Origin of the sequence: Streptomyces sp. NPDC048644 (assembly GCF_043199105.1) — a bacterium.
Classification (GTDB): Bacteria; Actinomycetota; Actinomycetes; order Streptomycetales; family Streptomycetaceae; genus Streptomyces.
In genome coordinates this window covers 113,326-136,002 of record NZ_JBICVO010000015.1, presented here as the reverse complement: position 1 = coordinate 136,002, position 22,677 = coordinate 113,326, and the positions used below count along the sequence as shown (strand labels likewise).

At 70.5% G+C, this 22,677-nt stretch carries 21 protein-coding genes and 1 pseudogene; 12 read left to right on the top strand and 10 right to left on the bottom strand.

Annotated features, from left to right (window positions below; translation table 11 throughout):
• Positions 1-106: 106 nt before the first annotated feature.
• Entirely contained in the window at positions 107-463 is a 357-nt protein-coding gene (locus tag ACGFNI_RS28255) for a hypothetical protein (protein WP_393687494.1), read from the top strand.
• 70 nt (positions 464-533) lie between these two features.
• Here the strand turns inward: ACGFNI_RS28255 and ACGFNI_RS28250 are convergent, their stop codons facing one another.
• Positions 534-1,913, bottom strand: coding sequence for a hypothetical protein (locus ACGFNI_RS28250; protein WP_393687493.1), 1,380 nt, complete (start codon positions 1,911-1,913; stop codon positions 534-536).
• Positions 1,914-1,924: 11 nt separating this feature from the next.
• Positions 1,925-2,662 (bottom strand): hypothetical protein, encoded by a 738-nt coding sequence (locus ACGFNI_RS28245; protein ID WP_393687492.1) that lies wholly within the window; start codon positions 2,660-2,662, stop codon positions 1,925-1,927.
• A 5-nt stretch (positions 2,663-2,667) separates the two neighbouring features.
• On the opposite strand from ACGFNI_RS28245, the gene ACGFNI_RS28240 reads away from it, so the two are divergent.
• The 3 genes and pseudogenes from ACGFNI_RS28240 (at position 2,668) to ACGFNI_RS28230 (ending at position 5,130) form a co-directional block, all read left to right on the top strand.
• On the top strand, positions 2,668-3,363 hold the full coding sequence (locus ACGFNI_RS28240) for a hypothetical protein (protein ID WP_393687491.1): 696 nt from the start codon (positions 2,668-2,670) through the stop codon (positions 3,361-3,363).
• 79 nt (positions 3,364-3,442) lie between these two features.
• Positions 3,443-4,360 (top strand): annotated as a pseudogene (locus tag ACGFNI_RS28235) (AMP-binding protein); the annotation flags it as partial.
• 245 nt (positions 4,361-4,605) lie between these two features.
• Positions 4,606-5,130 (top strand): hypothetical protein, encoded by a 525-nt coding sequence (locus ACGFNI_RS28230; protein WP_393687490.1) that lies wholly within the window; start codon positions 4,606-4,608, stop codon positions 5,128-5,130.
• Positions 5,131-5,573: 443 nt separating this feature from the next.
• On the opposite strand, the gene ACGFNI_RS28225 is transcribed toward ACGFNI_RS28230, so the two are convergent.
• From ACGFNI_RS28225 to ACGFNI_RS28215, 3 genes are all read right to left on the bottom strand, one after another.
• The gene (locus ACGFNI_RS28225) at positions 5,574-5,786 is read right to left on the bottom strand and encodes a hypothetical protein (protein ID WP_393687489.1); all 213 of its coding nucleotides are present in this window, start codon (positions 5,784-5,786) and stop codon (positions 5,574-5,576) included.
• Between the two features lie 85 nt (positions 5,787-5,871).
• Positions 5,872-6,267, bottom strand: coding sequence for a hypothetical protein (locus ACGFNI_RS28220; protein ID WP_393687488.1), 396 nt, complete (start codon positions 6,265-6,267; stop codon positions 5,872-5,874).
• Positions 6,264-6,641, bottom strand: coding sequence for a DUF6415 family natural product biosynthesis protein (locus ACGFNI_RS28215; protein ID WP_393687487.1), 378 nt, complete (start codon positions 6,639-6,641; stop codon positions 6,264-6,266). Before ACGFNI_RS28215 ends, ACGFNI_RS28220 begins: the two co-directional genes overlap by 4 nt.
• A gap of 359 nt (positions 6,642-7,000) precedes the next feature.
• Here ACGFNI_RS28215 and ACGFNI_RS28210 point away from each other — a divergent pair, with 359 nt between their 5' ends.
• Positions 7,001-8,191: a transcriptional regulator gene (locus ACGFNI_RS28210; RefSeq protein WP_393687486.1), complete on the top strand. Its 1,191-nt coding sequence runs from the start codon at positions 7,001-7,003 to the stop codon at positions 8,189-8,191.
• Here the strand turns inward: ACGFNI_RS28210 and ACGFNI_RS28205 are convergent.
• The 3 genes from ACGFNI_RS28205 to ACGFNI_RS28195 form a co-directional block, all read right to left on the bottom strand.
• Positions 8,172-8,834: an HAD family hydrolase gene (locus ACGFNI_RS28205; RefSeq protein WP_393687485.1), complete on the bottom strand. Its 663-nt coding sequence runs from the start codon at positions 8,832-8,834 to the stop codon at positions 8,172-8,174. The genes ACGFNI_RS28210 and ACGFNI_RS28205 overlap by 20 nt on opposite strands.
• Positions 8,835-8,939: 105 nt before the next feature.
• Positions 8,940-9,974 carry a carbamoyltransferase C-terminal domain-containing protein gene (locus ACGFNI_RS28200; protein WP_393687484.1) on the bottom strand — a complete coding sequence of 345 codons (1,035 nt, stop codon included), beginning with the start codon at positions 9,972-9,974 and terminating at the stop codon, positions 8,940-8,942.
• Between the two features lie 6 nt (positions 9,975-9,980).
• Positions 9,981-10,658 (bottom strand): carbamoyltransferase N-terminal domain-containing protein, encoded by a 678-nt coding sequence (locus ACGFNI_RS28195; RefSeq protein WP_393687483.1) that lies wholly within the window; start codon positions 10,656-10,658, stop codon positions 9,981-9,983.
• 451 nt (positions 10,659-11,109) lie between these two features.
• Here ACGFNI_RS28195 and ACGFNI_RS28190 point away from each other — a divergent pair, with 451 nt between their 5' ends.
• Both ACGFNI_RS28190 and ACGFNI_RS28185 read left to right on the top strand, forming a co-directional pair.
• Positions 11,110-11,925 (top strand): enoyl-CoA hydratase family protein, encoded by an 816-nt coding sequence (locus ACGFNI_RS28190; RefSeq protein WP_393687482.1) that lies wholly within the window; start codon positions 11,110-11,112, stop codon positions 11,923-11,925.
• Entirely contained in the window at positions 11,913-12,527 is a 615-nt protein-coding gene (locus tag ACGFNI_RS28185) for a TetR/AcrR family transcriptional regulator (RefSeq protein ID WP_393687481.1), read from the top strand. Before ACGFNI_RS28190 ends, ACGFNI_RS28185 begins: the two co-directional genes overlap by 13 nt.
• Before the next feature lie 65 nt (positions 12,528-12,592).
• Here ACGFNI_RS28185 and ACGFNI_RS28180 read toward each other — a convergent pair whose 3' ends face one another.
• Positions 12,593-13,690: a citrate synthase 2 gene (locus ACGFNI_RS28180; protein ID WP_393687480.1), complete on the bottom strand. Its 1,098-nt coding sequence runs from the start codon at positions 13,688-13,690 to the stop codon at positions 12,593-12,595.
• Between the two features lie 521 nt (positions 13,691-14,211).
• On the opposite strand from ACGFNI_RS28180, the gene pdxH reads away from it, so the two are divergent.
• Together pdxH and ACGFNI_RS28170 are read left to right on the top strand one after the other, a co-directional pair.
• Positions 14,212-14,835, top strand: a complete 624-nt coding sequence (pdxH, locus tag ACGFNI_RS28175; RefSeq protein WP_393687565.1) for a pyridoxamine 5'-phosphate oxidase — start codon at positions 14,212-14,214, stop codon at positions 14,833-14,835.
• Positions 14,836-15,245: 410 nt separating this feature from the next.
• Positions 15,246-16,724, top strand: a complete 1,479-nt coding sequence (locus ACGFNI_RS28170) for a PAS domain-containing protein (protein WP_393687479.1) — start codon at positions 15,246-15,248, stop codon at positions 16,722-16,724.
• 19 nt (positions 16,725-16,743) lie between these two features.
• Here the strand turns inward: ACGFNI_RS28170 and ACGFNI_RS28165 are convergent, their stop codons facing one another.
• On the bottom strand, positions 16,744-17,502 hold the full coding sequence (locus ACGFNI_RS28165; RefSeq protein WP_393687478.1) for an SIS domain-containing protein: 759 nt from the start codon (positions 17,500-17,502) through the stop codon (positions 16,744-16,746).
• A 246-nt stretch (positions 17,503-17,748) separates the two neighbouring features.
• Between ACGFNI_RS28165 and ACGFNI_RS28160 the strand changes: the two genes are divergently transcribed.
• The 3 genes from ACGFNI_RS28160 to ACGFNI_RS28150 all read left to right on the top strand — a co-directional run bounded on the left by ACGFNI_RS28160 (position 17,749) and on the right by ACGFNI_RS28150 (position 22,640).
• Entirely contained in the window at positions 17,749-18,441 is a 693-nt protein-coding gene (locus tag ACGFNI_RS28160) for a metal-dependent transcriptional regulator (protein WP_393687477.1), read from the top strand.
• Positions 18,442-19,210: 769 nt separating this feature from the next.
• The gene (locus ACGFNI_RS28155) at positions 19,211-20,083 is read left to right on the top strand and encodes an alpha/beta fold hydrolase (protein WP_393687476.1); all 873 of its coding nucleotides are present in this window, start codon (positions 19,211-19,213) and stop codon (positions 20,081-20,083) included.
• 166 nt (positions 20,084-20,249) lie between these two features.
• The gene (locus ACGFNI_RS28150; protein ID WP_393687475.1) at positions 20,250-22,640 is read left to right on the top strand and encodes a PQQ-binding-like beta-propeller repeat protein; all 2,391 of its coding nucleotides are present in this window, start codon (positions 20,250-20,252) and stop codon (positions 22,638-22,640) included.
• The last annotated feature ends 37 nt before the right edge of the window (positions 22,641-22,677 follow it).

Genomic DNA, 22,677 nt, shown 5'->3' with positions numbered 1-22,677 from the left:
TCAGAATTACCTGGGGAGATCGCTGCTCGCAGGTGCACTGCCTAGTCTCCGGCGGTCGGAATCGCTCGATGAGCGGTCCCGGGCTCCGGGCAGAGAAGGAGTACCGATGGCTCAGTTCCAGCTCGGCGAGGTTCCCCATGGATTCATGATCAATGAGTCGGGCGGGCTCATTCACTACAAGTACGGCATCGTCCTGGCCTCGCCGAACCCGAACCAGACTCCAGTGTGGGGTGACGGTTACCTCAGCTTCGCCTGCGACTGGGCAGACGTACGGCTCAGGGTGGCCTACCACGACGGGGGAACCTGGACTGTGGTCAAGAACTGGGACATCACGGCGGCGGGCCCTCGCGTCGCCGAAAAGCTTCCCGTGCATGTGCAGAAGATCAGCATCGGGCGAGTAAAGAAGAGTTCCACCGACGTCGTGGACAACGCCCCCGTCGACTGGCTGCTCGAATACGTCTAGCCTCCGAGAACCCCCGATGCCCAGCCCGGCTGACCATGTCGGGTTGGGCATCGGCGTTTGCAGCAGTAGTTCAGCCGATGGCGGCCCAGTAGCAGGTCTGGCCGTCGGTCATGCCGCCGAGAGTGAGGGTGGCCGGCAAGGTGGTGAGGGTCGTCGAGGTGGTCTGTAGCCATCGGTAGACGCCGTTGATGTCGATCGGCTTTGCGCCCGATGTCGTCGCGCTGGAGCCCCAGTTGGTTGCCGCGATGTAGGGCACCGTGGTTCCGGTGCCCTTGATCAGAATCGCTACGTAGTAACTGCCCGCGGGTAGGGCGACCGCGGTAGCGAGGTTGAAGACGGCGAGCTGTCCACCGGCGTTGTGCGTCTCGGGGAGCTGCGCCGTGACGTTGGCGGTGGCTGCCACCCGCTTCAGGTTCTTGTCGTAGATCCCTAGATAAGCGGCCGTGACGGTGCTGTTGGGCTTGTCGTAGCCCATTACCTGGATGGCTGCCTTGGTGATCGTCTCGGCGGTGCGAAGCGGGACGGCGGCCAGGTAGAGGCGGCCGGCTTCCGAGGGCATGTCGCCGGGCGTGCGGGAGTTGGCGGAAAGGTCGTAGGCCCACGCCTTCAGGCCGTAGTCGTCGGGGAGCCAGGTACCGGGCAGGGATGCGGTCACGGCCGGGAGCTGCGTGGCGGGGATCTTGCCTGCCGCGTCCAGGGAGGCGACGCCGCTCGGCGCACCGCGGGTCGCGGTGGCGAGCGCGCCGATGTCGGCGGCGGCGAGGGTGATCTCGGCCGCGGCGTGGCCGTTGACGGACTGCACCAGGCCGGGAGCACCGTCGCGGCCGTCCGCCCCCGGCACGCCGTCGGCGCCGGGTGGTCCGGGGGTGCCCCGGTCGCCCTGCGGTCCTGGTTCGCCGCGGGGGCCGGTCTCTCCTGGCGGGCCGGGGACGGTGCTGTCTGCGCCGGTCGGTCCCTGCTCGCCGCGCGGTCCCGCCGGGCCGGTCTCCCCACGCGGCCCCGGTGCGCCGACTAGGGAGCCGAGCCGGTCGGCGACGGTGCCCTCGAATCCGGCAGCGACGGCCACCTCGTACGCGGAATCACCGCGCACGGCGACGTAGTTGGGCTTCGCGGGGTCGGTCGGCGCGACGTCGGCGAGGTCGACCTCGGGCGTCTCGGCCGGCAGGAGGATTTGATACGAGCGGCCTGCGGGGATGCCCGACAGGGACTCGGTGACGGTGTACGACCAGCCGTCGGGGATCATGCCGGGCGCGTCCGTGGCGGGCAGCACGGCGCTGATCTGTCCCTGTGCGTCGAGCTGGGCGACGACGGGGCCGCCGACGATGACGTCAGCGGCCGGGAACGTGAGCTGCGCGGGCGCGCGGAACGTGACGGAGCCGGACAGGGGGCGGCCGTCGGGGGAGAGGTAGCGGCCGGTGACGGTGATGGTGGGGATGCCCTCGGGGAGCATGCGGGGCGCTCCTAGTCTGCTTCGGTGTCGGTGGTGGTGTTGACGCCCCAGATGCCGCGCACGCGCAAAGTGGTTGTGCCGGTGCCGGAGGTACGTCGGGCCCAGACGGTGACCGCGGCCTCGGAGCCGTGCGGGAAGTCGGCGGCGGGCAGGGAGACGCGTTCGGAGATCTCCCGGCCGGTGGCGGCGCTGGCCAGCGTCCACGTCTTCGTGAGCCGTTCGCCGGCGACCTTGAGCGATACCGATGCGCCGGTGCCGGCGGGGCCGGTGATCTGCATGTTCACGTGCAACACCTTGTGCTGGGCGAGCATGAGCCCGGAGTGCAGGGCAACGTCGTCATCGCTGGCGATCGGCATGAACGGGGCGCAGGGGATGGGCACCCACGGTCGGCCGAGGTACCCGTCTGCATAGGCGTCATCCATGACGATCGGGTCCGGATAGCTGCCTCGGGCGAAAGCGCGGAACATCTGTGATGCGCTGGTGCTGTTGCCGCCGACTTCCAGCGCGGTACCGGTGCCGTCCTCGCGCGCCATGCTGACGCCGTAGCGGCCGGTGGCGAACTGGCCCACCCCGAGAATCTGCGCGCCGCCGGGGGAGCGCACGTCGAGGCTTCCGCCCTCGCCGATCACGACGGCGCCATGCGTGATGCGGTTCAGCGCCGGGCGCATCTGTGCGCGGCCGGTGAGTTCGCGCACCTGCCGTTCGAGCACGCGGATCCGGTCGAGCAGATCCTGCGGGATCGCGGCCATTACGCATGCGCCACGGCGACTGCCATGGAACTGCCGTTGCCCGATCCGGACGCGGCTCCAACAGCGAACAACTTCGCGGCCATACATTCGTCTGCTTCAACCACAAGAACAAGGGCAAGGAGGCATGCGGTGCAGGTCTGTACGTCCGGCGCGACGAGGTCGAACATGAGGTACGGAAATGGCTTGAGAGGGACGCGGCCGAAGGTGTCGACAACGCGCCGTCGGTACCACACCAGCGAACCTCACCGGCTGATCCGCGGGTCAGTGCAGCAGTAGAACGGGCCCGCATGCAGGTCGAGTTGGCGAAGGTCGACGCGGCCCTCGACCGGCTCGTAACCGACCACGCAATGGATCCCGAGAAGTACCCGGCGGACACCTTCGCCAGAGTGCGTGACCAACTGGCCGGAAAGAAGGGCGATCTCGTCAAGCGTATGCAATCGCTTGCCGCGGTCGAGGCGACACCAACGCGTGAGCACTTCCGACCGCTGGTTGTTGGTCTGGTCGCCGAGTGGGAAACCCTCCAGCCGATCGAGAGGAACGCGGTACTGCGTCAGCTGCTCCGGCGCGTAGTGATCACCAGCCGCAAGAGCGACGATGGCGCCCGTTGGCGCCTTGTGCGCGCGTACGAGTTCCACCCCCGTGTGGGAGCCCGACCCTTGGGCCGCGGACCGCTAGAGCAGAAATCACGTAGGCGCGCTTGATCGCTTCCGCGCCCGCTGCCACTCTCCGAATCCGCGACTCGCGCAGGGAGGGAGCCCAACGCTCGCAGTCCCTTTAGAACCACTGACCCACCTGTACGGCCTCACCTCCCTCATGAACGCCCCGCTGCGCAACGGCTCAACCGTCGTCGTCCTGCCCCGCTTCGACCTGGAACAGTTCCTCGCGGCCATCGCCGAACACCGCATCACCGCCGTCTACGTCGCACCCCCCATCGTGCTCGCCCTGGCCAAACACCCCCTGGTCGCCCGCTACGACCTCTCCTCCCTGGAGTACCTCGTCAGCGCCGCCGCACCCCTGGACGCCGAACTGGCCGCCGCCTGCTCCCGCCGCCTGGGCCTGCCACCCGTCCTCCAGGCGTACGGCATGACGGAACTGTCACCCGGCAGCCACGTCGTGCCGCGCGGCACCGAGAACGCCCCGCCGGGAGCCGTCGGCAAGCTGCTCCCCAACACCGAGATGCGCATCGTCTCCCTGGAGACCGGCGAGGACCTGCCGCCCGGCCACAGCGGCGAGATCGTGCTGCGCGGCCCCCAGGTCATGAAGGGCTACCTGGGCCGGCCCACCGACACCGACGCCATGATCACCCCCGACGGCTGGCTGCACACCGGCGACGTCGGACGCACCGACGAGGACGGCTGGCTGCACGTCGTCGACCGCGTCAAGGAACTCATCAAGTACAAGGGCTACCAAGTCGCCCCCGCCGAACTGGAAGCCCTGCTGCTCACCCACGACGACATCACCGACGCCGCCGTCATCGGCGTCCCCGACGAGGCCGGCAACGAACTCCCCAAGGCATACGTCGTGCGCCGCGCGGGCGCCGAACTGAGCGCGGACGAGGTCATCGCCTACGCCGCCGACCGGGTCGCCCCGTACAAACGCATCCGCCGCGTGGAGTTCACCGAGGTGGTGCCGCGCGCGGTGACGGGGAAGACCCTGCGACGGGAACTGAGGGAGCGGGACAGGAGGGTTGGGGGGTGAGGGGGTGACCCCAACCGGTGCTGCACTTCGACTCCAACGAGCTTGAATCGTACGTCTGACCGAGTGCTGGCAGAGCGCTGGCCGAAGTGATGCAGATGAAGTCGGCCAATCACGGGGAAGCCCGCATGGAGTGCAATCTCGGGGTGTACGACTGGGAGTGTTCCTCGCATCCAGCTCCAGGCCGATGTCTTAGTGCTCACGGAGCGAGGAACTCCTGCCGGACCGACAAAAAAGGGAGACAGAAAATGTCAACCGAGCACCCCAAGGGCGGCCGTGCAAGCGACGAACCGCCGGACTGGACCGAAGTTTCCTCACTGACGGGAATGGCCCCCGAAGAACTCCAGGACAGGTACACAGAGGTCCTGAAGAGCGAAAACTTGACCCCAACGGTGGAGAACATATCGGCAGCAAGCGATGCGCCGGGATACGACCTGACCGTCGTCCCTGGCGTTCTCTCTGTGGCCGTGGCGGCAGAACTTGAAGGTGGCGACAACTGGAAGGCGAAGCTTACGTTCACGCCCAAGGTATTCGGCCACGGACTGGAAACCTCCGGCTTCTACCTCTCAAGCGTCAACTCGCACATCACGATCCATCCCGGTATGGCGGTCGCCAAAGCCGACCTGACCATCGGATTCTCCGGTCCAAAACTTTCCTTCGGAGTGACGGGTAACGCCTGCTACTTTGGACACGAAGGTGACTCGCCCTTCAGCGGTTGGGGCTGGATTTGCTCCGACGTCAACGCGACAAACCTCTTTTCTCTCCGCTCCTGAGGTTTCTCGGTCTCAGCGAGGAAGCCCACTTCGCAAGCCCGGCCGGAGATGTACCGGCACTTCGAGGACCCGAAACCCGGCTACGTCGCCGACCGGCCGCACCTTCCGGACTGGCAGAAGGAAACCGACTCGGACATCTTCGAGGCCATCGAGCGTGATGTTCGGTAGGGCCGGAGGAATGCGGCGCGCATAGAGGGATCCGCCCCTGTTCCGGTATGTGCCGGTACAGGGGCGGTCTGTTCAGCCGGCGGTCGCGCCGGGGCCGGCTTTCGGGTCGTGGGGTGGCGGGTGCCCGCCGATGCTCCTGGGGGCGGAGCCCAGCGTGCTCGGTCCGGGCGCACAGTGGCCGCAGAGGGTGCGGATGATGCACGGCCCGGACGCGGTGTCGATGTAGACGTCACGCAGGCCCCGGGCGGAACCGCAATCGCAGCGTTCGGAGACGGTCACCTGGCGCCTCCCCGGTTGCCGACGCGGAAGGCGTCGGCCCGCGCGGCCCGTGGGTGTGCCTCGGGAACATGGAGAGGCGACTGACGCGGGGTGCGGGCGCAGGGCTCGCAGAGCGGTAGTTCCCAGCCGGGTCCGGAGGCCGCGTGCTGGTAGACCTCCGCTACGCCTTCGGTGGTGCCGCAGGTGTCGCAGTGTTCGGGGGTGGTCATGGGAAAGTCCTTTCCTGACTGTGTACTTGAGTTGTCGCTCACGCGCCGATCCCACAGGTCCGGCTGCGAAAGCTCGCGCCATCCGTCACGGATGTCTCCTGGTGAAGGTGTTGAGGGTGCGCCGGTCGGACTCCTCGAACGTCGTAGCGGTGTGGCCGCCGGCGCCCGCGATGTGGCGCTGGAACGCGGGGCGGACGGCATGGTCGGCGCTGAGGCGGTCCCAGTTGTGCACCAGGCACACCACGGGTCGGCCGAGTGCACGCCCGTCGGCCGTCAGCTGCCGCACGAGTTTCAGGAACTCCGGCCGCTGTGCCGGGAGTTCGCGCAGGGCGTCGGCCCCGCGGTCTATCCAGACGCCGACGACCTGCCATCCGTACCGCTCGGCGGTGTTCCGGCAGCCCAGGAGGCGCTGGTCCAGGAGGCGTCGGGAACGGTGGGCGGCGGTCCGGTCGTAGACGTAGGCGAAGAGGGGATCTGTCACGGGGCGTCACCCGTGTGCAGAGACAGGAGCCACTGGCAGTCCCGCGCCAGCTGGTTGATCTGAACATGGGCCGAGAGCCGGCCTGGGCCGAGGCCCCGCTCGGACTGGGTGCGGATACCTTTCAACCGGCGCATGCGCCGAGATCGCTCGATACCCACGCCCCAGCGCTTGTCCGCCGTGGCCTGCACGGCAAGCAGGAGCGAAGCAATGTGTTCCCGTAACAGCTCCTCGATTTCCAGGAGTTCATGTCGGCTGGGTGCTGTGACACTCAACGCGCGGGCTCGCGCGATGGACTTCCCGATGGTGTGGGAATCGATCGAGGCCGTCATCTCTGCTGTAGCGGCGTCGACCCGCTCGGCGTGATCGGCAGTCATGGCCGGGTCACCGCCCGCACTCCGGATCACTGGACTGCTCTGTGCGAACCGCCCTCCAGTTGACGGCTGCCACGGAGAGCGCGCAGCCAAGAGCGGGGGAAGGGCTTCGGGTTGACGGCATACGGCACCTGTTTCGCTGTTGTTCCAGTGGTGGTCAACGTGCTTCAAGAATCGTCATGCTGGTCAGCTGAGACGAGGACTTGCAGAGGTCTTTTGGCTGCCGCAAAGAGGACTTTTATGGCCCCGAAGGGGGGAATGCTGGCCTGGTAGGGACTTCGGCGCGACACTGTCAAAAACGCCGTCATGGAGGTGCAGCAGTGCCACGGCCCGCAGGAAATACCCGTCTGAAGTCCGCTCGCATGGCGGCTGGTTACCCGTCCCAGAGGTCATTCGCCGAGGCCATCGGTGTCGACGTGCGACAGGTCCGTCGCTGGGAGTCCGCCGACCCGCCGTGGCCGCACCCGGATTTGCAGCAGCGGCTCACGGATCTCACCGGACAGGACATGGAGGCACTCGGTTTTGTCCCGCCACCCGGCCGCGATCGACCCGCCGCACAGCGTCCCTTCGCCTCAGCGGCCCGGACTGTGAGCAGTCGCCGTTCTGCGGTCCCGTCCCAGCCCGCCGCACCCATGCAGCCCCCGTCAGTGGCGGCCGACTACGAAACCGTTACCCGTTCGCATCGGCGCCTGTACTGGTCGGTGTCCCCCGCCACGCTTCACCCGGCAGTCATCGCCCATGCCGACCTCGGCTGCGCGCTGCTCCCCGAGACCGGAGGCCGGACGCGCCGCGGCGTAGCTGCGGCCCTCGCCGAGACGTGGCTGCTCGGCGGGCGCATCGAGTTCTTCGATCTCCGAGCGATTGAGGACGCCGGTACCACCCTGCTCCGGGCTCTTCAGGCAGCAGGAGAGGCGGATGACGTCCTGCTCGGGTCCGCGATTCTCGCTCACACTGCGTTCATTCCCGGGTGGGCGGGCGATCGTGAAGCCGCGCTGGAGCGAATGGTGGCTGCCCGTACGTATGCCCGCCGCGGTCCGGCTTCCGCCGAACTGTGGGCGTGGCTCGACGCCGTGGAGGCCGAGTGCGAGACCCGTTGCGGCAACCCGCGCACCGCCCTGCACTTGATCAGGCACGCCGAAGACACGCTTGCGGCGGGCTCGGAGCACCCGACACCGACGTGGTTGGACTGGTTCAGCCCCGCACGGCTCGCGGCGTTCAAGGGCAACACACAGCTGAAGGCGGGACATCTTCCCCAAGCGCGCACAACCCTCCTCGACGCCCTGAACGATTTGCCAAGGGCTGAGGACAAGCAACGGACGGTTATTTACGGCGACTTGGCCTCCGTTGAGGCCGCGGCCCACCACGCTGAAGACGCCTGCCGATATGCCTGCCTCGCCCTCGACCAGCTGGCGGTCACTTGGTACGCGACAGGCATGGACCGGATTCGGGAGGTGCGCAGGGCGTTGGCTGCCCACCAGCACGAGCAGTGCGTGCGGGACCTGGACGAACGCCTCTACGCATGGGCCACGACAGTCAGCGCCCTTGCCCGTTGAACTTCGTGATGGCCTCGGGCAGGTCCATCAGCGATGCGATGCGGAACGTCGGCAGGTCACGAGCCTCGGCCGTATTCCACTGGATCGTCGCCCACGGGCCCCGATGAATCAGTGCCGTGCGCATCCCGGCCGTGGCCCCTGGCCTGAGGTCGTTGTCGACCCGGTCGCCGACGTAGAGGATCTCGTCCGCTGTGAACGGGACGGCGTCGGCGACCCGTTCGAAGAAGAGCGGATCGGGCTTGGCAGCGCCCCAGTCGTCCGATGTGCCGATCAGGTCAACATCGTCGCTGAACAATTCGCGAAGGATGCCGCCTGCCCGTACGGTCTGATTGCCCGCGATGCCCAACCACAGGCCGGCGGCCCTGAGTTGCGCAAGCGCCGGCCGTACGTCCGGATACAGGTCGCTCTCATCGAAGTGCTCCGGCCGGCCGGCGTCCGCGCGTGCCTGGCGCTGTGCGTAGAGATCGAAGCCCGGAGCGAATTCCTGGAAGACCTCCCGGTAATCCCGCCCCTGCGCGATGACCGCACCGAACATCGCTGCGAAGGTATGGCGCGGAACGCCCAGCCAGTCCGCCCAGGTTCCGTATTCCCGTGTCTCGTCGACCAGGCACTCACCGACATCGAAGACCACAGCGCGAATCATGGCGACACTGTACTGAGGGGGTCTGATGACGGACGCCGGCTCGGCCAGGCTGAGCCGAGCCGGCCCGCGCCCAGGGCGGTTGCATCTATGCCCGGCGTGCCTCTCTCACGGTCGGGAAGGCGATGACTTGCCGGCCTGCTCCGGATGAATGAAGAGGCGGCCGTCCGACCAGATGTACCGGGCGCGGCCCCATGCGGCGGCCGACGCGATGTCCGGGAAGAAGCCGCGTCCGTTGTGGTTGGCGCTGGTGTTGCACAGGACGGGGATGCCGGTCAGTTCCTCATAGGCCGTGAGAATGCGCGCGGTGGCGCTGTTCGATGCGGCGCTGATCGTCTGCAGCCGCGCAGTGCCGTCGAGGTGGATGACCGCCGGAATGCGCTTCACCCACTGTGGACGTACGCGGTGGTCGAAGAGCATGAACGGGTCGTCGCAGCCCGGATCGAACACCTCACCGGCCCGGTGCGCCAGACAGACCGGTGCGACGGGGCGATACGCTTCCCGATCCTTCATCGCGTTGAGCAGGTCTTTGGTTCCGGCGTCGGTGGCGGGAGCGATGATGCTGCGGTTGCCCAGTGCCCTTGGCCCCAGCTCTGCCCGGCCGGAGAGGACGACGACAGGTGACCCGTCGGTGTGCAGCAGTTCGGCCAGTTGGCGTTCGTCGCAGTCTCGTACTTGCCATCCTTCCGGCAAGGCCCCGTCCCGTTGGAGGCGTGGACCGCTGTAGACGTCCCAGGCGAGAGAGCGGTGTTCCGTGCTGTGCGCCATCTCGCAGCAGGCGGTGCCGATAGCAGCGCCGGAATCATTGGGAAACGGCGGAACCCAGATCTCATCGAAGAGCCCGGTGGCCCGGATCGCCGAGTTCCATTTGATGTTGAGAGCGCAGCCGCCGGCCATCACCAGACGCGGATATCGGCCTTTGTACCTGCCGCGCACCACGGCCGAGAGGGCGGAAACGAGAGCGCGGCCAAGATACTCCTGGAAGGTCGCGATGAGGTCGGCATCCGACATGCCGGGAAAGAGACGCTCGCGCGCGGCGATCAGCTCTCGGTCCAGGGCGGTACTGTTCTCCCTGGCTGCCTCGGACATGCCGCCAAGGGCGGCGTCGAGAACCTGGAGTGCGTCCTCCGCGACCTTGCCCAATGCCGTTTAGGCCATTGCCTTTCCGGGGACGGAGTGGGAATGCCGCTTCTCCGCTTCGTGGTCAACATGCGGGGTGGTCGCGCGAAATGGCCCGAAGTTGGAGCAGAAGAGAGAGAACAGCCTGCCACGGAAGGGCAGTAGACGGTCCACGAGCCTGACGGACCCCTGCTTCGGCGTGATCTCGTACAGCCTGGCCGTAATGCCGCCGTCCCACACAAGGGCGAGAGTGTCATGGCTCTGCGCGGCAAAAGGGCTGGAGCAGTAGGCGCCGAGCAGGTGGTTCGCCACATGGTGGTAGCTGGCGTAGCCGGGAGTTCTCTTGCTGAAATCGTGTGCGGTGAAGGTGTAGCGGTGCAGAGGGTCGGTTGACAGGGGACCGTCCACGTAGGGCGCTACGGGCAGGAACGTTGGTTCTCCGTCCTTGGACGTGGATACGGTCCACGGGTTCTCGGCGGACGTCCGCCAACCGTCCACGACGAAGCGGTCGATGTCCTCGGGCTCCATACCCTCGGACCTGAGAATGTCCGGCACCCGGCGGAGATCTCCCAGTGGGCTGTACCGTGGGGAGTTGTCGATCTTCTCTGCCTCGACGCTGAAGAGCAGGCGGTTTCCGTCGATTACCGCTATGCCGCCGTCATGTGAAACCTTGATACCGCAGATCAGCAAAGCAATGCCCTTTCTCATGGCATGCGCATACGGCTGACTCGGACCTGAAGTGTCCGCAAGGTGGGGCTGCCGGTGATGCTGCCCTGGCGGCACTGCACAAAAACCGTGCTCTCCATCAGCTTTCCTGCCGTGCTGCCGGGAAAGCAGCTCGGCCTTCGTTGCATTCGTCACTGACGTCACGCGAGTCACTTCGCGTCATTCAACCTGCCAGGGATCGGCGCCTCTTGCTCGTTCGGCCTTGGACAACGGGCGGATGGCGATTGCGTCGGCCGTCGGCAGCTGTCCGGACGGAGCGCCGTTCCCGATGCCCCGCGGGCCGGCCCCGAACCACCCGTCGCCCCGACCGATGAACCATGCAAGCGCGCTTGATTGTTCTCCCTGTCGCTGTCACCCTCGGAAGGCCGCCGAGCCTGCGCTCGCTCCGAGGGCGCCGCGAACTGCGCGCCAGGGAAAGGAGTTCTGGGGTCTGATGACCGACGCCACCACCGACGCCGAGAACGCCGCAGCGGCCGAGAACGCCGCAGCGGGCGGCGGACCGCTCGTGCGGGTCGCCCGCGACCGCGGGATCACCACCCTCACCCTGGACTCGCCGCACAACCGCAACGCGTTGTCCGCCCGGCTGGTCGGCGAGCTGCGCCGGGCGCTGGACGAGGCCGCCGCCGACGACGCCACCCGCGCCGTCGTCCTCACCCACACCGGCACCACCTTCTGCGCCGGCGCCGACCTGTCCGAGGCCACCGCGCCCGCCGCGACGTCCGCGCCGCTGGGCCTGGCCCGGCTGCTGCGGGCCCTCGTCGAGCTGCCCACGCCGGTCGTCGCCCGCGTCATGGGACACGTAAGGGCCGGCGGGCTCGGGCTGCTCGGCGCCTGCGACATCTCGGCCGCAGGTCCAGCCGCCACCTTCGCGTTCACCGAGGCGCGGCTCGGGCTCGCGCCCGCCGTCATCTCGCTGCCGCTGCTGCCGCGCCTCGACCCGCGCGCCGCCGGGCGCTACTACCTGACGGGCGAACGGTTCGACGCGGCGGAAGCGGCCCGCATCGGTCTGGTGACGCTCGCTCCTGACGACGTCGACGCGGGGCTCGCGCCGGTCATCGACGGCCTGCGCAAGGGCTCGCCGCAGGGGCTCGCCGCGTCGAAGAAGCTGGTCACGGCCGAGGTGCTGCGGGCGTTCGACCGGGACACCGAGGCGTTGGCCGAGGAGTCGGCGCGGCTCTTCGGGTCCGAAGAGGCCCGCGAGGGCATGACCGCCTTCCTGGAGCGGAGGGCCCCGCGATGGGCGCGTTGAACACGCCGCGCAGCGCCAAGGCACCGCAGCAGGAACGCAGCCGCGCCACCCGGCGCAAGCTGCTGGAAGCCGCCGTGTCCTGCCTGGCGGAGCACGGCTGGGCGGGCTCCACGGTCGCCGTCGTCGCGGAGCGGGCCGGCGTCTCCCGGGGCGCGGCCCAGCACCACTTCCCCACCCGCGAGGACCTGTTCACCGCCGCCGTCGAATATGTCGCCGAGGAACGCTCGCAGGCGCTGCGCGACCTCTTCCCCGAACGGGCCGCGGGCGCCGTCGACCGCAAGGCCGTCGTCGCCGCCGTCGTCGACCTCTACACGGGGCCGCTGTTCCGGGCCGCGCTGCACCTCTGGGTCGCCGCTTCCGACGAGGAACAGCTGCGCCCCCGCGTCACCGAACTGGAGGCCAGGGTCGGCCGCGAATCCCACCGCATCGCCGTGGAACTCCTCGGCGTGGACGAATCCGTACCCGGCGTCCGGGAGACCGTCCAGGGGCTGCTGGACATGGCTCGTGGGCTGGGGCTCGCCACGCTGCTCAGCGACGACACGGCACGGCGCGAGCGGGTCGTGGCGCAGTGGGGCGCGCTGCTGGACCAGGCGCTGGGCTGAACCGGGCGCTGGGCTGAACCGGCGTGCGGGGCCCGCCTGTTGGCGAGCCCCGCGCGCCGCCGCCGTCAGTGGGGGTCGTCGTAGCCGGTGATCTCCCGCGGGTCGCGCGCACCGGGGCCGACGTAGCGCGCCGACGGCCGTACGAGCCGCCCGGTGCGCTTCTGCTCCAGGATGTGCGCGCTCCAGCCCGCCGTGCGGGCGCAGGTGAACATCGACGTGAACATGTGCGCAGGGACCTCGGCGAAGTCCAGCACGATCGCCGCCCAGAACTCCACGTTCGTGGCCAGCACCCGGTCGGGGCGGCGGTTGTGCAGCTCGTCGAGCGCGGCCCGCTCCAGCGCCTCGGCCACCTCGAAACGGGGTGCGTCCAGCTCCTTGGCGGTCCGCCGCAGCACCCGCGCCCGGGGGTCCTCGGCACGGTAGACGCGGTGGCCGAAGCCCATCAGCCGCTCGCCGTTGTCCAGCGCCCTGCGCACGAAGCCCGCCGCGTCGCCGGTCCGCTCGATCTCCTCGATCATCCCGAGCACCCGCGACGGCGCCCCGCCGTGCAGCGGGCCCGACATCGCACCGACCGCCCCGGACAGCGCGGCGGCGGCATCGGCCCCGGTGGAGGCGATGACCCGGGCGGTGAACGTCGAGGCGTTCATGCCGTGCTCGGCTGCCGACGTCCAGTAGGCGTCCACCGCCGCGACGTGCTTGGGGTCGGGCTCGCCGCGCCAGCGCCGCATGAAGCGCTCCACGACGGTCTCCGCCTTGTCGATCTCCCGCTGCGGCACCATCGGCAGGCCCTGCCCGCGCGCCGACTGCGCCACGTACGACAGGGCCATCACCGCGGCGCGCGCGAGGTTGTCGCGCGCCGTCCGCTCGTCGATGTCGAGCAGCGGCTTCAGGCCCCACACGGGCGCGAGCATGGCGAGCGCCGACTGCACATCGACCCGGATGTCACCGGAGTGCACGGGAATCGGGAACGGCTCGGCGGGCGGCAGCCCCGGGGTGAACGCCCCGTCCACCAGCAGGCCCCAGACCTTCTCGAACGTCACGTGCCCCACGAGGTCTTCGATGTCGACCCCGCGATAGCGCAGCGCACCACCCTCCTTGTCCGGTTCGGCGATCTCCGTCTCGAACGCGACGACTCCCTCAAGTCCGGGTACGAAGTCGGACATCAGGCGGCTCCTCAAGATGGGGACGGCAAACGGCCGTGGTGACCGGCTGCCGTGCGGTCGGATCTGTCTGCGGCGCCGGTGCGGTTACGCGGCTGCGCCTGGCAGCTCGCGGTCCGCACCGGTCACCCCGGGGATGCCCGGCGATGGCAAGGATGACGCGACGGTTCCGCCCGAGGGGGGACGGCCCATGGGCGCTGTGCGTGTCGTGCGGTGTCTCAGGCGGTGGGCCGACGGGTGGCTCTCCGGGGCCGCGACGCGTACCCGGCCCGGACACGATAGTGGTCGATGTCCGGAGTCCACAGTGTGCGGCCCCTCGATTTTGGCGGGTTCCCCACCTGCGGGGAAGCGTGACGTCCGGCACACTGATCGATTCGCCGACGGGAGGGTTACGCCTGAGCGACGAGGGGCAGACTTTCCCCCTCGCGGCCTGCCGGTACGCGGACCCATACGGCAAGATGAGGGCCGTGCACCCCGCCGACGCGCCCTCTCCCGAAGACCGTTCCGCGTTCGATCCCTCGTCCATGCGCGCCCAGTACCGCGCCGACGGACTCACCGAGCCCGACCTCGCGGCCGAGCCCCACGAGCAGTTCGCGCGCTGGTTCAAGGACGCGGCGGCGGCCGGATTGCACGAGCCGAACGCGATGGTCGTCTCGACCGCCGACGCGGCGGGCCGGCCCAGCTCACGGACCGTCCTGCTCAAGGCGTTCGACGACCGCGGCTTCGTGTTCTTCACCAACTACACCAGCCGCAAAGGCCGGGAACTCGGCGAGAACCCGCACATCTCGCTGCTCTTCCCCTGGCACCCGCTGGCCCGCCAGGTCATCGTCATCGGCACCGCCGCCCGCATCGGCAGGGACGAGACCGCCGCCTACTTCCGCTCCCGGCCGCACGGCTCGCAACTCGGCGCCTGGGCCAGCGATCAGTCCTCGCCCGTCGCCTCGCGCGCCGAACTGGAGCACGCCTACGAGGAGTTGGCGGCGCGTTACCCGGAGGGCGAGCAGGTGCCGGCGCCGCCGCACTGGGGCGGCTACCGCGTCACCGCCGAGACGGTGGAATTCTGGCAGGGCCGCGAGAACCGGCTGCACGACCGGCTGCGGTACGTGCGCACCGGCGGGACCTGGGCCATCGAGCGCCTGGCGCCCTGAAGGCGGGGGCACGGCCCGGGTGAGTGCCTGGGGCCGTCCGTACACGCAGACGACCCGCGGGCTGCTTCCCCCGCGCCATGAGGCGCGAAGGACCGGTCGGACGAACCGGTAGCCCGCGGGTCGGGTGACTGCTGGGAATGGGCCGGCTGCGCATCTGCAGTATGCGCGGTCCGGCGCTGCACTGGGTGAAGCGACGGGACCTAGCCCGCAGCCACCTCACGCGTCCGGTGCGAAATCATCTTCCGAACCACCTCCCTTCTCGTGTGCTCACCACCCTAGGAACGCGCCCGCACCGCCACAACCGAATTTCCCACCGGCAACGATTTCCGCGAATCGGATGTGGGCTGGGTCACGTTCGAGTTGAATGAGCCGCGGTGAGCACGTGCGACCGCGTTCGTAGGGGGTTTCCAGTGACCGCTTCGTCCGCTTCCTCGGCGGAACACCGCTCCGGGACCGCGCCGGGCGGCCCGCCGGAAGGCGCCCCGCAGCTCCCGCCATCCGGCACGGACCCAGGGAATCGGCTGTACGGCGACGACTCCGGGCTCCTCGCCGCGCTCCTGGAGGGCATGGACACCGCCCTGATCGCCCTCGGCGCCGACGGCACGGTCACCCACTGGAACCGCGAGGCCGAAAGCATCCTGGGCTGGACGGCGGCCGAAGCCGTCGGCCGCCGGGGGCTGACCGGCTGGGCGGTCCGCAAGGAAGACGCGGGCGAGGTCGAGTCCGGCCTCCTGGCGGCTCTGCGCGCCCCGGGCCGCCAGGTCCACGAATACGCCCTGCTGACCAAGGACGGGCACCGCGTCCTGGTCCGCACCCAGTCATCGGCCGTCCGTGGCCACGACGGCCGCGCCGTCGGCATCTACTGCGCGTTCAGCGAGGTCCGCACCCAGATCGACCTGGAACGCTCCATCGCCCTGAGTGAAGCGCTCTTCGACGACGCCTCCTGGGGCGTGGTCCTCGTCGACGCCGACCTGCGGCCCGCCGCCGTCAACGCCCGCGCCGCCCGCGCCCTGTGCACGGGCCGCACGGCGCTGCTGGGCCGGCCGCTGGGCGAACTGCTGTCGCAGGGCGTCGAGGAACTGGAGGGCGCGGTGCAGCATGTACTCGCCCAGGGCGCGCCGCCCGACCCCGCGGAACTGTGGGTGACGCTGCGCTCGGCGGAGGCCGAACGCCCCCGCAGGTGCTGGCGGAGCGGCTTCGTCCGGCTGGCGTCGCCGCTCAGCGAGGAACCGTCGCCGCTCGGCGTCGCCTGGCTCTTCCAGGACATCACCGACATCAAACAGGCCGAAAGGGACGGCGCCCTGCTCCGCTTCCGCTCGCAGCAACTGCACCGCGCGGGCCGGGCCGCCGCCGAATGCCCCGACCCGGTGGAGGCAGCCGCCGTCCACCTCGACTACGCCCTGGCCGGATTCGCCGACCACGGCCTGGTCGATCTGGCACAGCCGGACGGGGCCGCCGCGGGCGGCCCGCTGGACGCCTCCGACGGGGGCCCCGAGGGGGGCGCCGACCGGACGGGCGGCCCGCCGCGGCTGGTGCGGGCCCTGGCGTCCCCGGCCGGATCGCCCGGCCCCTGCCTGGCGCTGCCGGGGCCCGGCCTGCCCGTCGCGTACCCGCAGGGGCACCCCGCCGCCCAGGCGCACGAGCGGCGCGGCTCGGTCCGTACCAGCGCGGGGCACGACGCGGACGACGGCTGGGCCGCGGACCGGAAATGGCCGGAAGGCTCGGTGCACGGGCTGTGCGTGGTGCTGCGCAGCCGGGGCCGCACCCTGGGTGTCGCGACGTTCCTGCGGACCCCCGCCCGCCGCCCCTTCGACCGCGCGGACGCCTCCTACGCCGAGGAGGTCGCCGCCCGGATCGCCGCGGCCCTGGACCTGGCGGGGGCGGGCTGAGGGGGCCGGGCCCGCCGTTTCAGTGCCGGTAGTAGATCCGGTCCGCGTACTCGCGCATCACCCGGCCGTTCCACTCGTGCCCGCCGTCGACGTTCCCGGAGCGCAGCAGCGGCGGTTCGATGCCCCGCTCGGCCAGTTCGCCGGCCGCGGTCGCGACCACCGCCTGCATGATCGCGCTGGTGACGACCGTGGAGGCGGGCGCGAACGGCGCCTCGATGTCCGGCAGCGTCAACTCCGCGTCGCCGACCGGGATCCGGCTGTCCAGCACGATGTCGCAGTGGTCCTTGAGGTAACTGCCGGATACGTGCCGCGACTTGGTGGTGTCCGCGTACGCGACCGAGGTCAGGCCGATGACCTTCAGGCCGAGGGCGCGCGCGTTGATCGCCATCTCGACGGGCAGCGAGTTGCGCCCGGACAGCGAGATGATCACGAGGACGTCGCCCGGCTCCACCGGGCTGGTGTCCAGGACGGCGCCCGCCAGGCCGTCCACCCGCTCCAGCGCGCTGCCGAGCGTCGCCGGGCGGACGTCCACGCCCACCACCCCGGGCACGGACAGCAGATTCATGACGGCGAGGCCGCCCGCGCGGTAGACGGTGTCCTGAGCGGGGAGCGAGGAGTGGCCTGCGCCGAAGGAGAAGATCCGGCCGCCCGCCTCGACGGTGTCGGCGATCAGTCGCCCGGCGGCCGTGATCGACGTACCCTCTTCGTCGCGCACCTGTCGCAACAGATCGATCGCGGCATCGAAGTACTGCCCGGCAAGCCGGTCACTCTCAGCCATTCCCGCGGGCCTCTCTCGTCGGATTTCGTCGAATTTCGCCGTATCGCGCCGAATTTCGTCGAAAAAGTCGATGGATTCTCGCCCGCGACACCCGAGGGGCACACGTGGCGCGGATCACGTTGCGGTCTGGACCAGTGCCCTGTCAATACGGGCGCGACGTCCGCGGACGGCCGGGACGGCACCGTTGTCGGTGGGATGCGTCAGAATTGAGTTCAGGGCCACCGCACGACACATCAAGGGGCACGCATGTCCGGACTGATCGACACCACGGAGATGTATCTCCGCACCATCCTCGAACTCGAAGAGGAAGGCGTGGTCCCGATGCGCGCCCGGATCGCGGAGCGACTCGAACAGAGCGGCCCGACGGTCAGCCAGACCGTGGCGCGCATGGAGCGGGACGGCCTGCTGTCCGTAGCGGGCGACCGGCATCTGGAGCTGACGGAAGAGGGCCGCATGCTGGCGACCCGGGTGATGCGCAAGCACCGCCTCGCCGAATGCCTGCTCGTCGACGTCATCGGGCTCGAATGGGAGCAGGTGCACGCCGAGGCGTGCCGCTGGGAGCACGTGATGAGCGAGGCGGTCGAGCGCCGCGTCGTGGAGCTGCTGCGGCATCCGACGGAATCGCCGTACGGCAACCCCATTCCGGGGCTTGAGGAGCTGGGTGAGCAGTCGGAGGCGGATCCGTTCCTGGACGCCGGCATGGTCAGCCTGATGGACCTGGACGCCGGGCCCGACGGCAAGACGGTCGTGGTGCGCAGGATCGGCGAGCCCATCCAGGCGGACGCCCAGCTGATGTACACGCTGCGGCGGGCCGGGGTGCAGCCGGGCGCGGTGGTGAGCGTGACGGAGTCGCCGGCCGGAGTGCTGGTCGGCAGCAGCGGCGAGGCCGCCGAGCTGGACTCCGAGATCGCCGCGCACGTCTTCGTCGCCAAGCGCTGAGGCGGCCGGCCCCGGCCGGTCACCGCTTTCCACCTCGTTTTCCCACAAAATCCTTCCGCTTCCTCATCAGCCCGCTGAGCTGCGCCGACGCGCCGTTCGGCGGGCTGTGTCGCAGGTGAACGGTGAACGAAATTGTGGGAATCCGAGCGGTGGCGTCAACGGCGTGCCAGTCTGACGCGACGCACCTCTGCGTCGGGGTACGGCCCCTTCGGGTGGTGTCGGCGGCGCGCGGGGTGCGGACGGTGGTGTCAGGCACGGGCGCGCACCGGCGCCGGTGCGCGGGGTGTGGGACACCGGGACGTGAGGCGGGGCGGCAGAGCGGCCGGGCCCGTACGCGCGGGATGCGTACGGGGTGCGACGGTCGCGCGCTTCGTTCTCCGGAGACGGGGAGGAGCGTGGATGCGGTCACCGGGTCCGCCGCGCGTGCGGGGTGCTGTGTCGCGTCGGGGATGTGCCGCGCCGGATCCGGAGGCCGGGGTGCGGTGTCCGGTGCCGGGGTGTGAACGGGGCCCCGGCGCTGCGAGCAGCCGAGGCCCCGCCTCCCCATGTTCCCCCGTCAAGACCCGGAGCCCCGAGCTCCCAGGGTCCTGCGGGACGGGCCCCCTTCCCGGTAGGGCCCGCCTCCCTGTAGCTGTCTCCCCTGGGCGGGCTCCGTCTACCCCTGAGCGCTGTCACCCGAACGAGGGGACTTGCGTACGAGACCGCCGTGTTCGAATAAGGGTTCGATAGTGTGGGGCTGCTCAACGGACGATTGGGGGTGCCAGGGCACATGGTGCGGCGCATCGATGTGACAGGGGCCGGCGGCGTGCAGCTCGCGGCCTGGGAGTTCACCGACCCGCCCAAGACCGGCGGCGGGCTGGAGGAGACCGAACAGCGGCCGGGCGTACTGCTGCTCCACGGCCTGATGGGCCGCGCGGCGCACTGGGCCGGCACCGCCCGCTGGCTGAGCGCGCGGCACCGCCCCGTCGGCCTCGACCAGCGCGGCCACGGCCGCAGCGAGAAGCCGCCCGAGGGCCCCTTCGACCGCGCGGCCTACGTCGACGACGCGATAGCCGCCATCGAACAGCTCGGCCTCGCGCCCGTCACCCTCATCGGCCACGCCATGGGCGCGCTGACGGCGTGGCAGCTCGCGGCCCGCCGCCCCGACCTGGTCAGCGCCCTGGTCATCTGCGACATGCGGGCCTCCGCGCTCGGCGCGGCCTCGCAACGCGAATGGACCGAGTGGTTCGGCACCTGGCCGCTGCCCTTCACCACCCTCGCGGACGTCCGCACCTGGTTCGGCGAGGAGGACCCGACGCTGGAGCGGCCCCGGCCGGCCCGCGGCGAGTTCTTCGCCGAGGTGATGGCCGAGAGCGCCGACGGCTGGCGCCCCGTCTTCTCCCGGCGGCAGATGCTCACCGTCCGCGAGAGCTGGGTGCACGACGCCCACTGGGAGGAGCTGGCGCACGTCAGCTGCCCCAGCCTCGTCGTCCGCGGTCTGGACGGTGAGCTGGGCCGGGCCGAGGCCCAGGAGATGGTCCGGGTGCTGCCGCGCGGCGCCTACGCCGAAATACCCGACGCCGGGCACCTGTTGCCCTGGGAACAGCCCGAGGCGTGGCGCCGGGCCGTAGAACCGTTCCTGCACGCGGCCGTGCCGGGGTGAGGGGCGGCGGGAGCGCGGAAGTCCCCGCGCCCCGCCGCCGTTTCGAGCCAAGGGGGGCCCGGATTTCGGCCGACGTTACGATGCACTGCTCCGGTGCGCCGGTCACCCGCGGCGCGGTGTGACGCACACTGCCGCGCCCTCACCGACCGACGTGGAAGGCCACCCGATGGACCCCTTGCTTCCGGACGACCCGCAATCCCTAGGGCCGTACCGCCTGTTGGGCCGCATCGGCGCGGGTGGCATGGGCCGGGTCTACCTGGCGCGGTCGGCCGGCGGACGCACCGTCGCGGTCAAGGTCGTACGGCCCGACCTGGCCCAGGACACCGCGTTCCGCGGGCGGTTCCGGCAGGAGGTCGAGATAGCCCGCGCGGTGTCGGGCCGCTACACGGCACCCGTCGTCGACGCCGACACCGAGGCGGCGCTGCCCTGGCTCGCCACCGCCTTCGTCCTGGGCCCCTCGCTCACCGAAGTCATCGATGAACACGGCGCGTTGCCCGAACACAGCGTCCGCGCCCTGGGCGCAGGGCTCGCCGCCGCGCTCACCGACATCCACGCCGTCGGCCTCGTGCACCGCGACCTCAAGCCGTCCAACGTGCTGCTGGCGGCCGACGGCCCGCGGGTCATCGACTTCGGTATCGCACGCGCCGTCGACGGCGACCGCATGACGCAGACCGGCGTGGTCGTCGGCTCACCCGGCTACATACCGCCCGAGCAGGCCCTGGGACAGCCGGTCGGCACGGCGGGCGACATCTTCGCCCTCGGTGCGGTGCTCGCCTACGCCGCCACCGGCCGCACCGCGTACGGCGACACGACCCCGGCGGCGGTGCTCTACCAAGTCGTGCACGGCGAGCCGGACCTCACCGGAGTCCCCGGCCACCTCATCGACCTCGTGACCGCCTGCCTGCACCGCGACCCCGCGCAGCGCCCTACCCCCGCGCAGGTGCGGGAGGCGCTGGCCCCCGACGGCACCGGCGCCGCCTTCGCCAACTGGCTGCCGGGCGCCGTCTCTTCGACCATCGCCACGCACGCCGCCCGCATCCTCGACCTGGAAACCCCGGAGCACGGCACACCGGCACCGAGCCAGGGCGCCGCCCCGGCGGCACCGCCCGGATTCGGCTCGGCGCCGACGTATGTGTTCGGCGGGGGCGCGAGCGGGGGAACGGGATCGGGGGCGGGGGCGGGGCCGGGGGCGGGGCCGGGCACCGCCCCGGGCGCGTACGGCACCGCGGGCGGCGGGCACGGGCACGACGGCGGGCACGGCAGCGGCGCGCCGACCCCCGCCCTCCCCGCGTACGCGGCCACCGCCGTCGGCACCGGCAGCCCCACGGGCGACACCGCGGGCGGCGCCGCGCAGCCGTCCCGACGGCGCTTCTTCGGGCTCGCCGCAGCCGCCGCTGCCGGAGTGGCCGTCGTCGGCGGTGGCGGCGTGTGGGCACTGACCGCGAGGTCCGACGACCCGGCCAAGGGGCCGGGCAGCGCCCCGGCGGGCGACGCGCAGGCGGAGAAGTTCACCACCCCGCCGCCCGGCACGGCCCCCCAGGTGCTGTGGCACCGCACCGCCGAGACCGACAGCATCAGCAGCGACCTGCCGCTCCTCGCACACAACGGTCTGCTGCTCATCAGCGGCGACCCGCTCGTCGCCCGCCGCGCCACCGACGGCAAGGCCGTATGGACCCGCAAGGGCGTGGCCCCGGCCGGCGCCCCGCTCATCCTCGCCGACGGCAAACTCTTCCTCGTCAGCACGGAATACGACGGGGACGTCATCGGCCTCGACCCCGGCACCGGCAAGGAGGCATGGCGGAGCCGGCTCGGCGGCGACCTGACCGTCCAGCGCATCCTCGCCGCCGATCAGCAGCGGATCTACGTCATCGCGCAGGTGCGCACCGAGGACACCACCGTCCACCTCACCGCCATCGCCGCCATCAACATCCGCTCCCTGAAGGTGGATTGGAAGAAGCCGCGGGACAAGGGCACCCAGGACTACGACCTCGAAGGTGTCGTGGCGGGCGGCCGGCTCGTCTACACCGACGGGCGCAAGAACGTGACGGTGCGGGACGCCGCCGACGGCCGGCAGCTGTGGACCAGGAAGATCGGCGACGACATCGCCTGGCGCCCCGCCGTACACGCCCAGCGGATCTTCCTCGGCGGCGAACGGCTGCGGGCCGTACACCTCGCCAACGGCAAGGACGCCTGGTCGCTCTCCTCGGCCGGGCGGCTCAGCTTCTACCAGCCGATGGTGGTCGGCGGCGTGCTCTACGCCGGTGACCACAGTGGCGGGGTCTGGGCGGTGGACCCGGCGCGCGGCAAGAAGCTGTGGCTGTGCGAGGACGTCGGCGCGCGCCGCGCACCCACGGAGTTCGTGCGGGTCGGCGACACCCTCTACGGCGCTTCGTACGACGACGCCGGCGGCATTTTCGCGTTCAACCCCATGACCGGCAAGGCGCGTTGGCACTACAACGACGGCGCAGGGAACATGGAGCAGTGGCACGTCGTCGCATCCGGCAGGCGCCTGCTGGCCACCCATGGGGACGAGATCTACGGGCTGCCCGCGGTGTGAGGGCGGGCGCCGCGTGAGGGCGGGCGCCCGGCCTTCT

Bases quoted from the DNA above. Each gene is read 5' to 3' on its own strand.
- ACGFNI_RS28190 (WP_393687482.1), top strand. From the start codon at position 11,110: ATGACCGACGCCACCACCGACGCCGAGAACGCCGCAGCGGCCGAGAAC.
- ACGFNI_RS28245 (WP_393687492.1), bottom strand. From the start codon at position 2,662: ATGGCCGCGATCCCGCAGGATCTGCTCGACCGGATCCGCGTGCTCGAA.
- ACGFNI_RS28230 (WP_393687490.1), top strand. From the start codon at position 4,606: ATGTCAACCGAGCACCCCAAGGGCGGCCGTGCAAGCGACGAACCGCCG.
- pdxH (WP_393687565.1), top strand. From the start codon at position 14,212: ATGCGCGCCCAGTACCGCGCCGACGGACTCACCGAGCCCGACCTCGCG.
- ACGFNI_RS28180 (WP_393687480.1), bottom strand. From the start codon at position 13,690: ATGTCCGACTTCGTACCCGGACTTGAGGGAGTCGTCGCGTTCGAGACG.
- ACGFNI_RS28240 (WP_393687491.1), top strand. From the start codon at position 2,668: ATGCGCCACGGCGACTGCCATGGAACTGCCGTTGCCCGATCCGGACGC.
- ACGFNI_RS28250 (WP_393687493.1), bottom strand. From the start codon at position 1,913: ATGCTCCCCGAGGGCATCCCCACCATCACCGTCACCGGCCGCTACCTC.
- ACGFNI_RS28215 (WP_393687487.1), bottom strand. From the start codon at position 6,641: ATGACTGCCGATCACGCCGAGCGGGTCGACGCCGCTACAGCAGAGATG.
- ACGFNI_RS28225 (WP_393687489.1), bottom strand. From the start codon at position 5,786: ATGACCACCCCCGAACACTGCGACACCTGCGGCACCACCGAAGGCGTA.
- ACGFNI_RS28255 (WP_393687494.1), top strand. From the start codon at position 107: ATGGCTCAGTTCCAGCTCGGCGAGGTTCCCCATGGATTCATGATCAAT.
- ACGFNI_RS28165 (WP_393687478.1), bottom strand. From the start codon at position 17,502: ATGGCTGAGAGTGACCGGCTTGCCGGGCAGTACTTCGATGCCGCGATC.
- ACGFNI_RS28195 (WP_393687483.1), bottom strand. From the start codon at position 10,658: ATGAGAAAGGGCATTGCTTTGCTGATCTGCGGTATCAAGGTTTCACAT.
- ACGFNI_RS28155 (WP_393687476.1), top strand. From the start codon at position 19,211: ATGGTGCGGCGCATCGATGTGACAGGGGCCGGCGGCGTGCAGCTCGCG.
- ACGFNI_RS28205 (WP_393687485.1), bottom strand. From the start codon at position 8,834: ATGATTCGCGCTGTGGTCTTCGATGTCGGTGAGTGCCTGGTCGACGAG.
- ACGFNI_RS28210 (WP_393687486.1), top strand. From the start codon at position 7,001: ATGGCGGCTGGTTACCCGTCCCAGAGGTCATTCGCCGAGGCCATCGGT.
- ACGFNI_RS28185 (WP_393687481.1), top strand. From the start codon at position 11,913: ATGGGCGCGTTGAACACGCCGCGCAGCGCCAAGGCACCGCAGCAGGAA.
- ACGFNI_RS28150 (WP_393687475.1), top strand. From the start codon at position 20,250: ATGGACCCCTTGCTTCCGGACGACCCGCAATCCCTAGGGCCGTACCGC.
- ACGFNI_RS28160 (WP_393687477.1), top strand. From the start codon at position 17,749: ATGTCCGGACTGATCGACACCACGGAGATGTATCTCCGCACCATCCTC.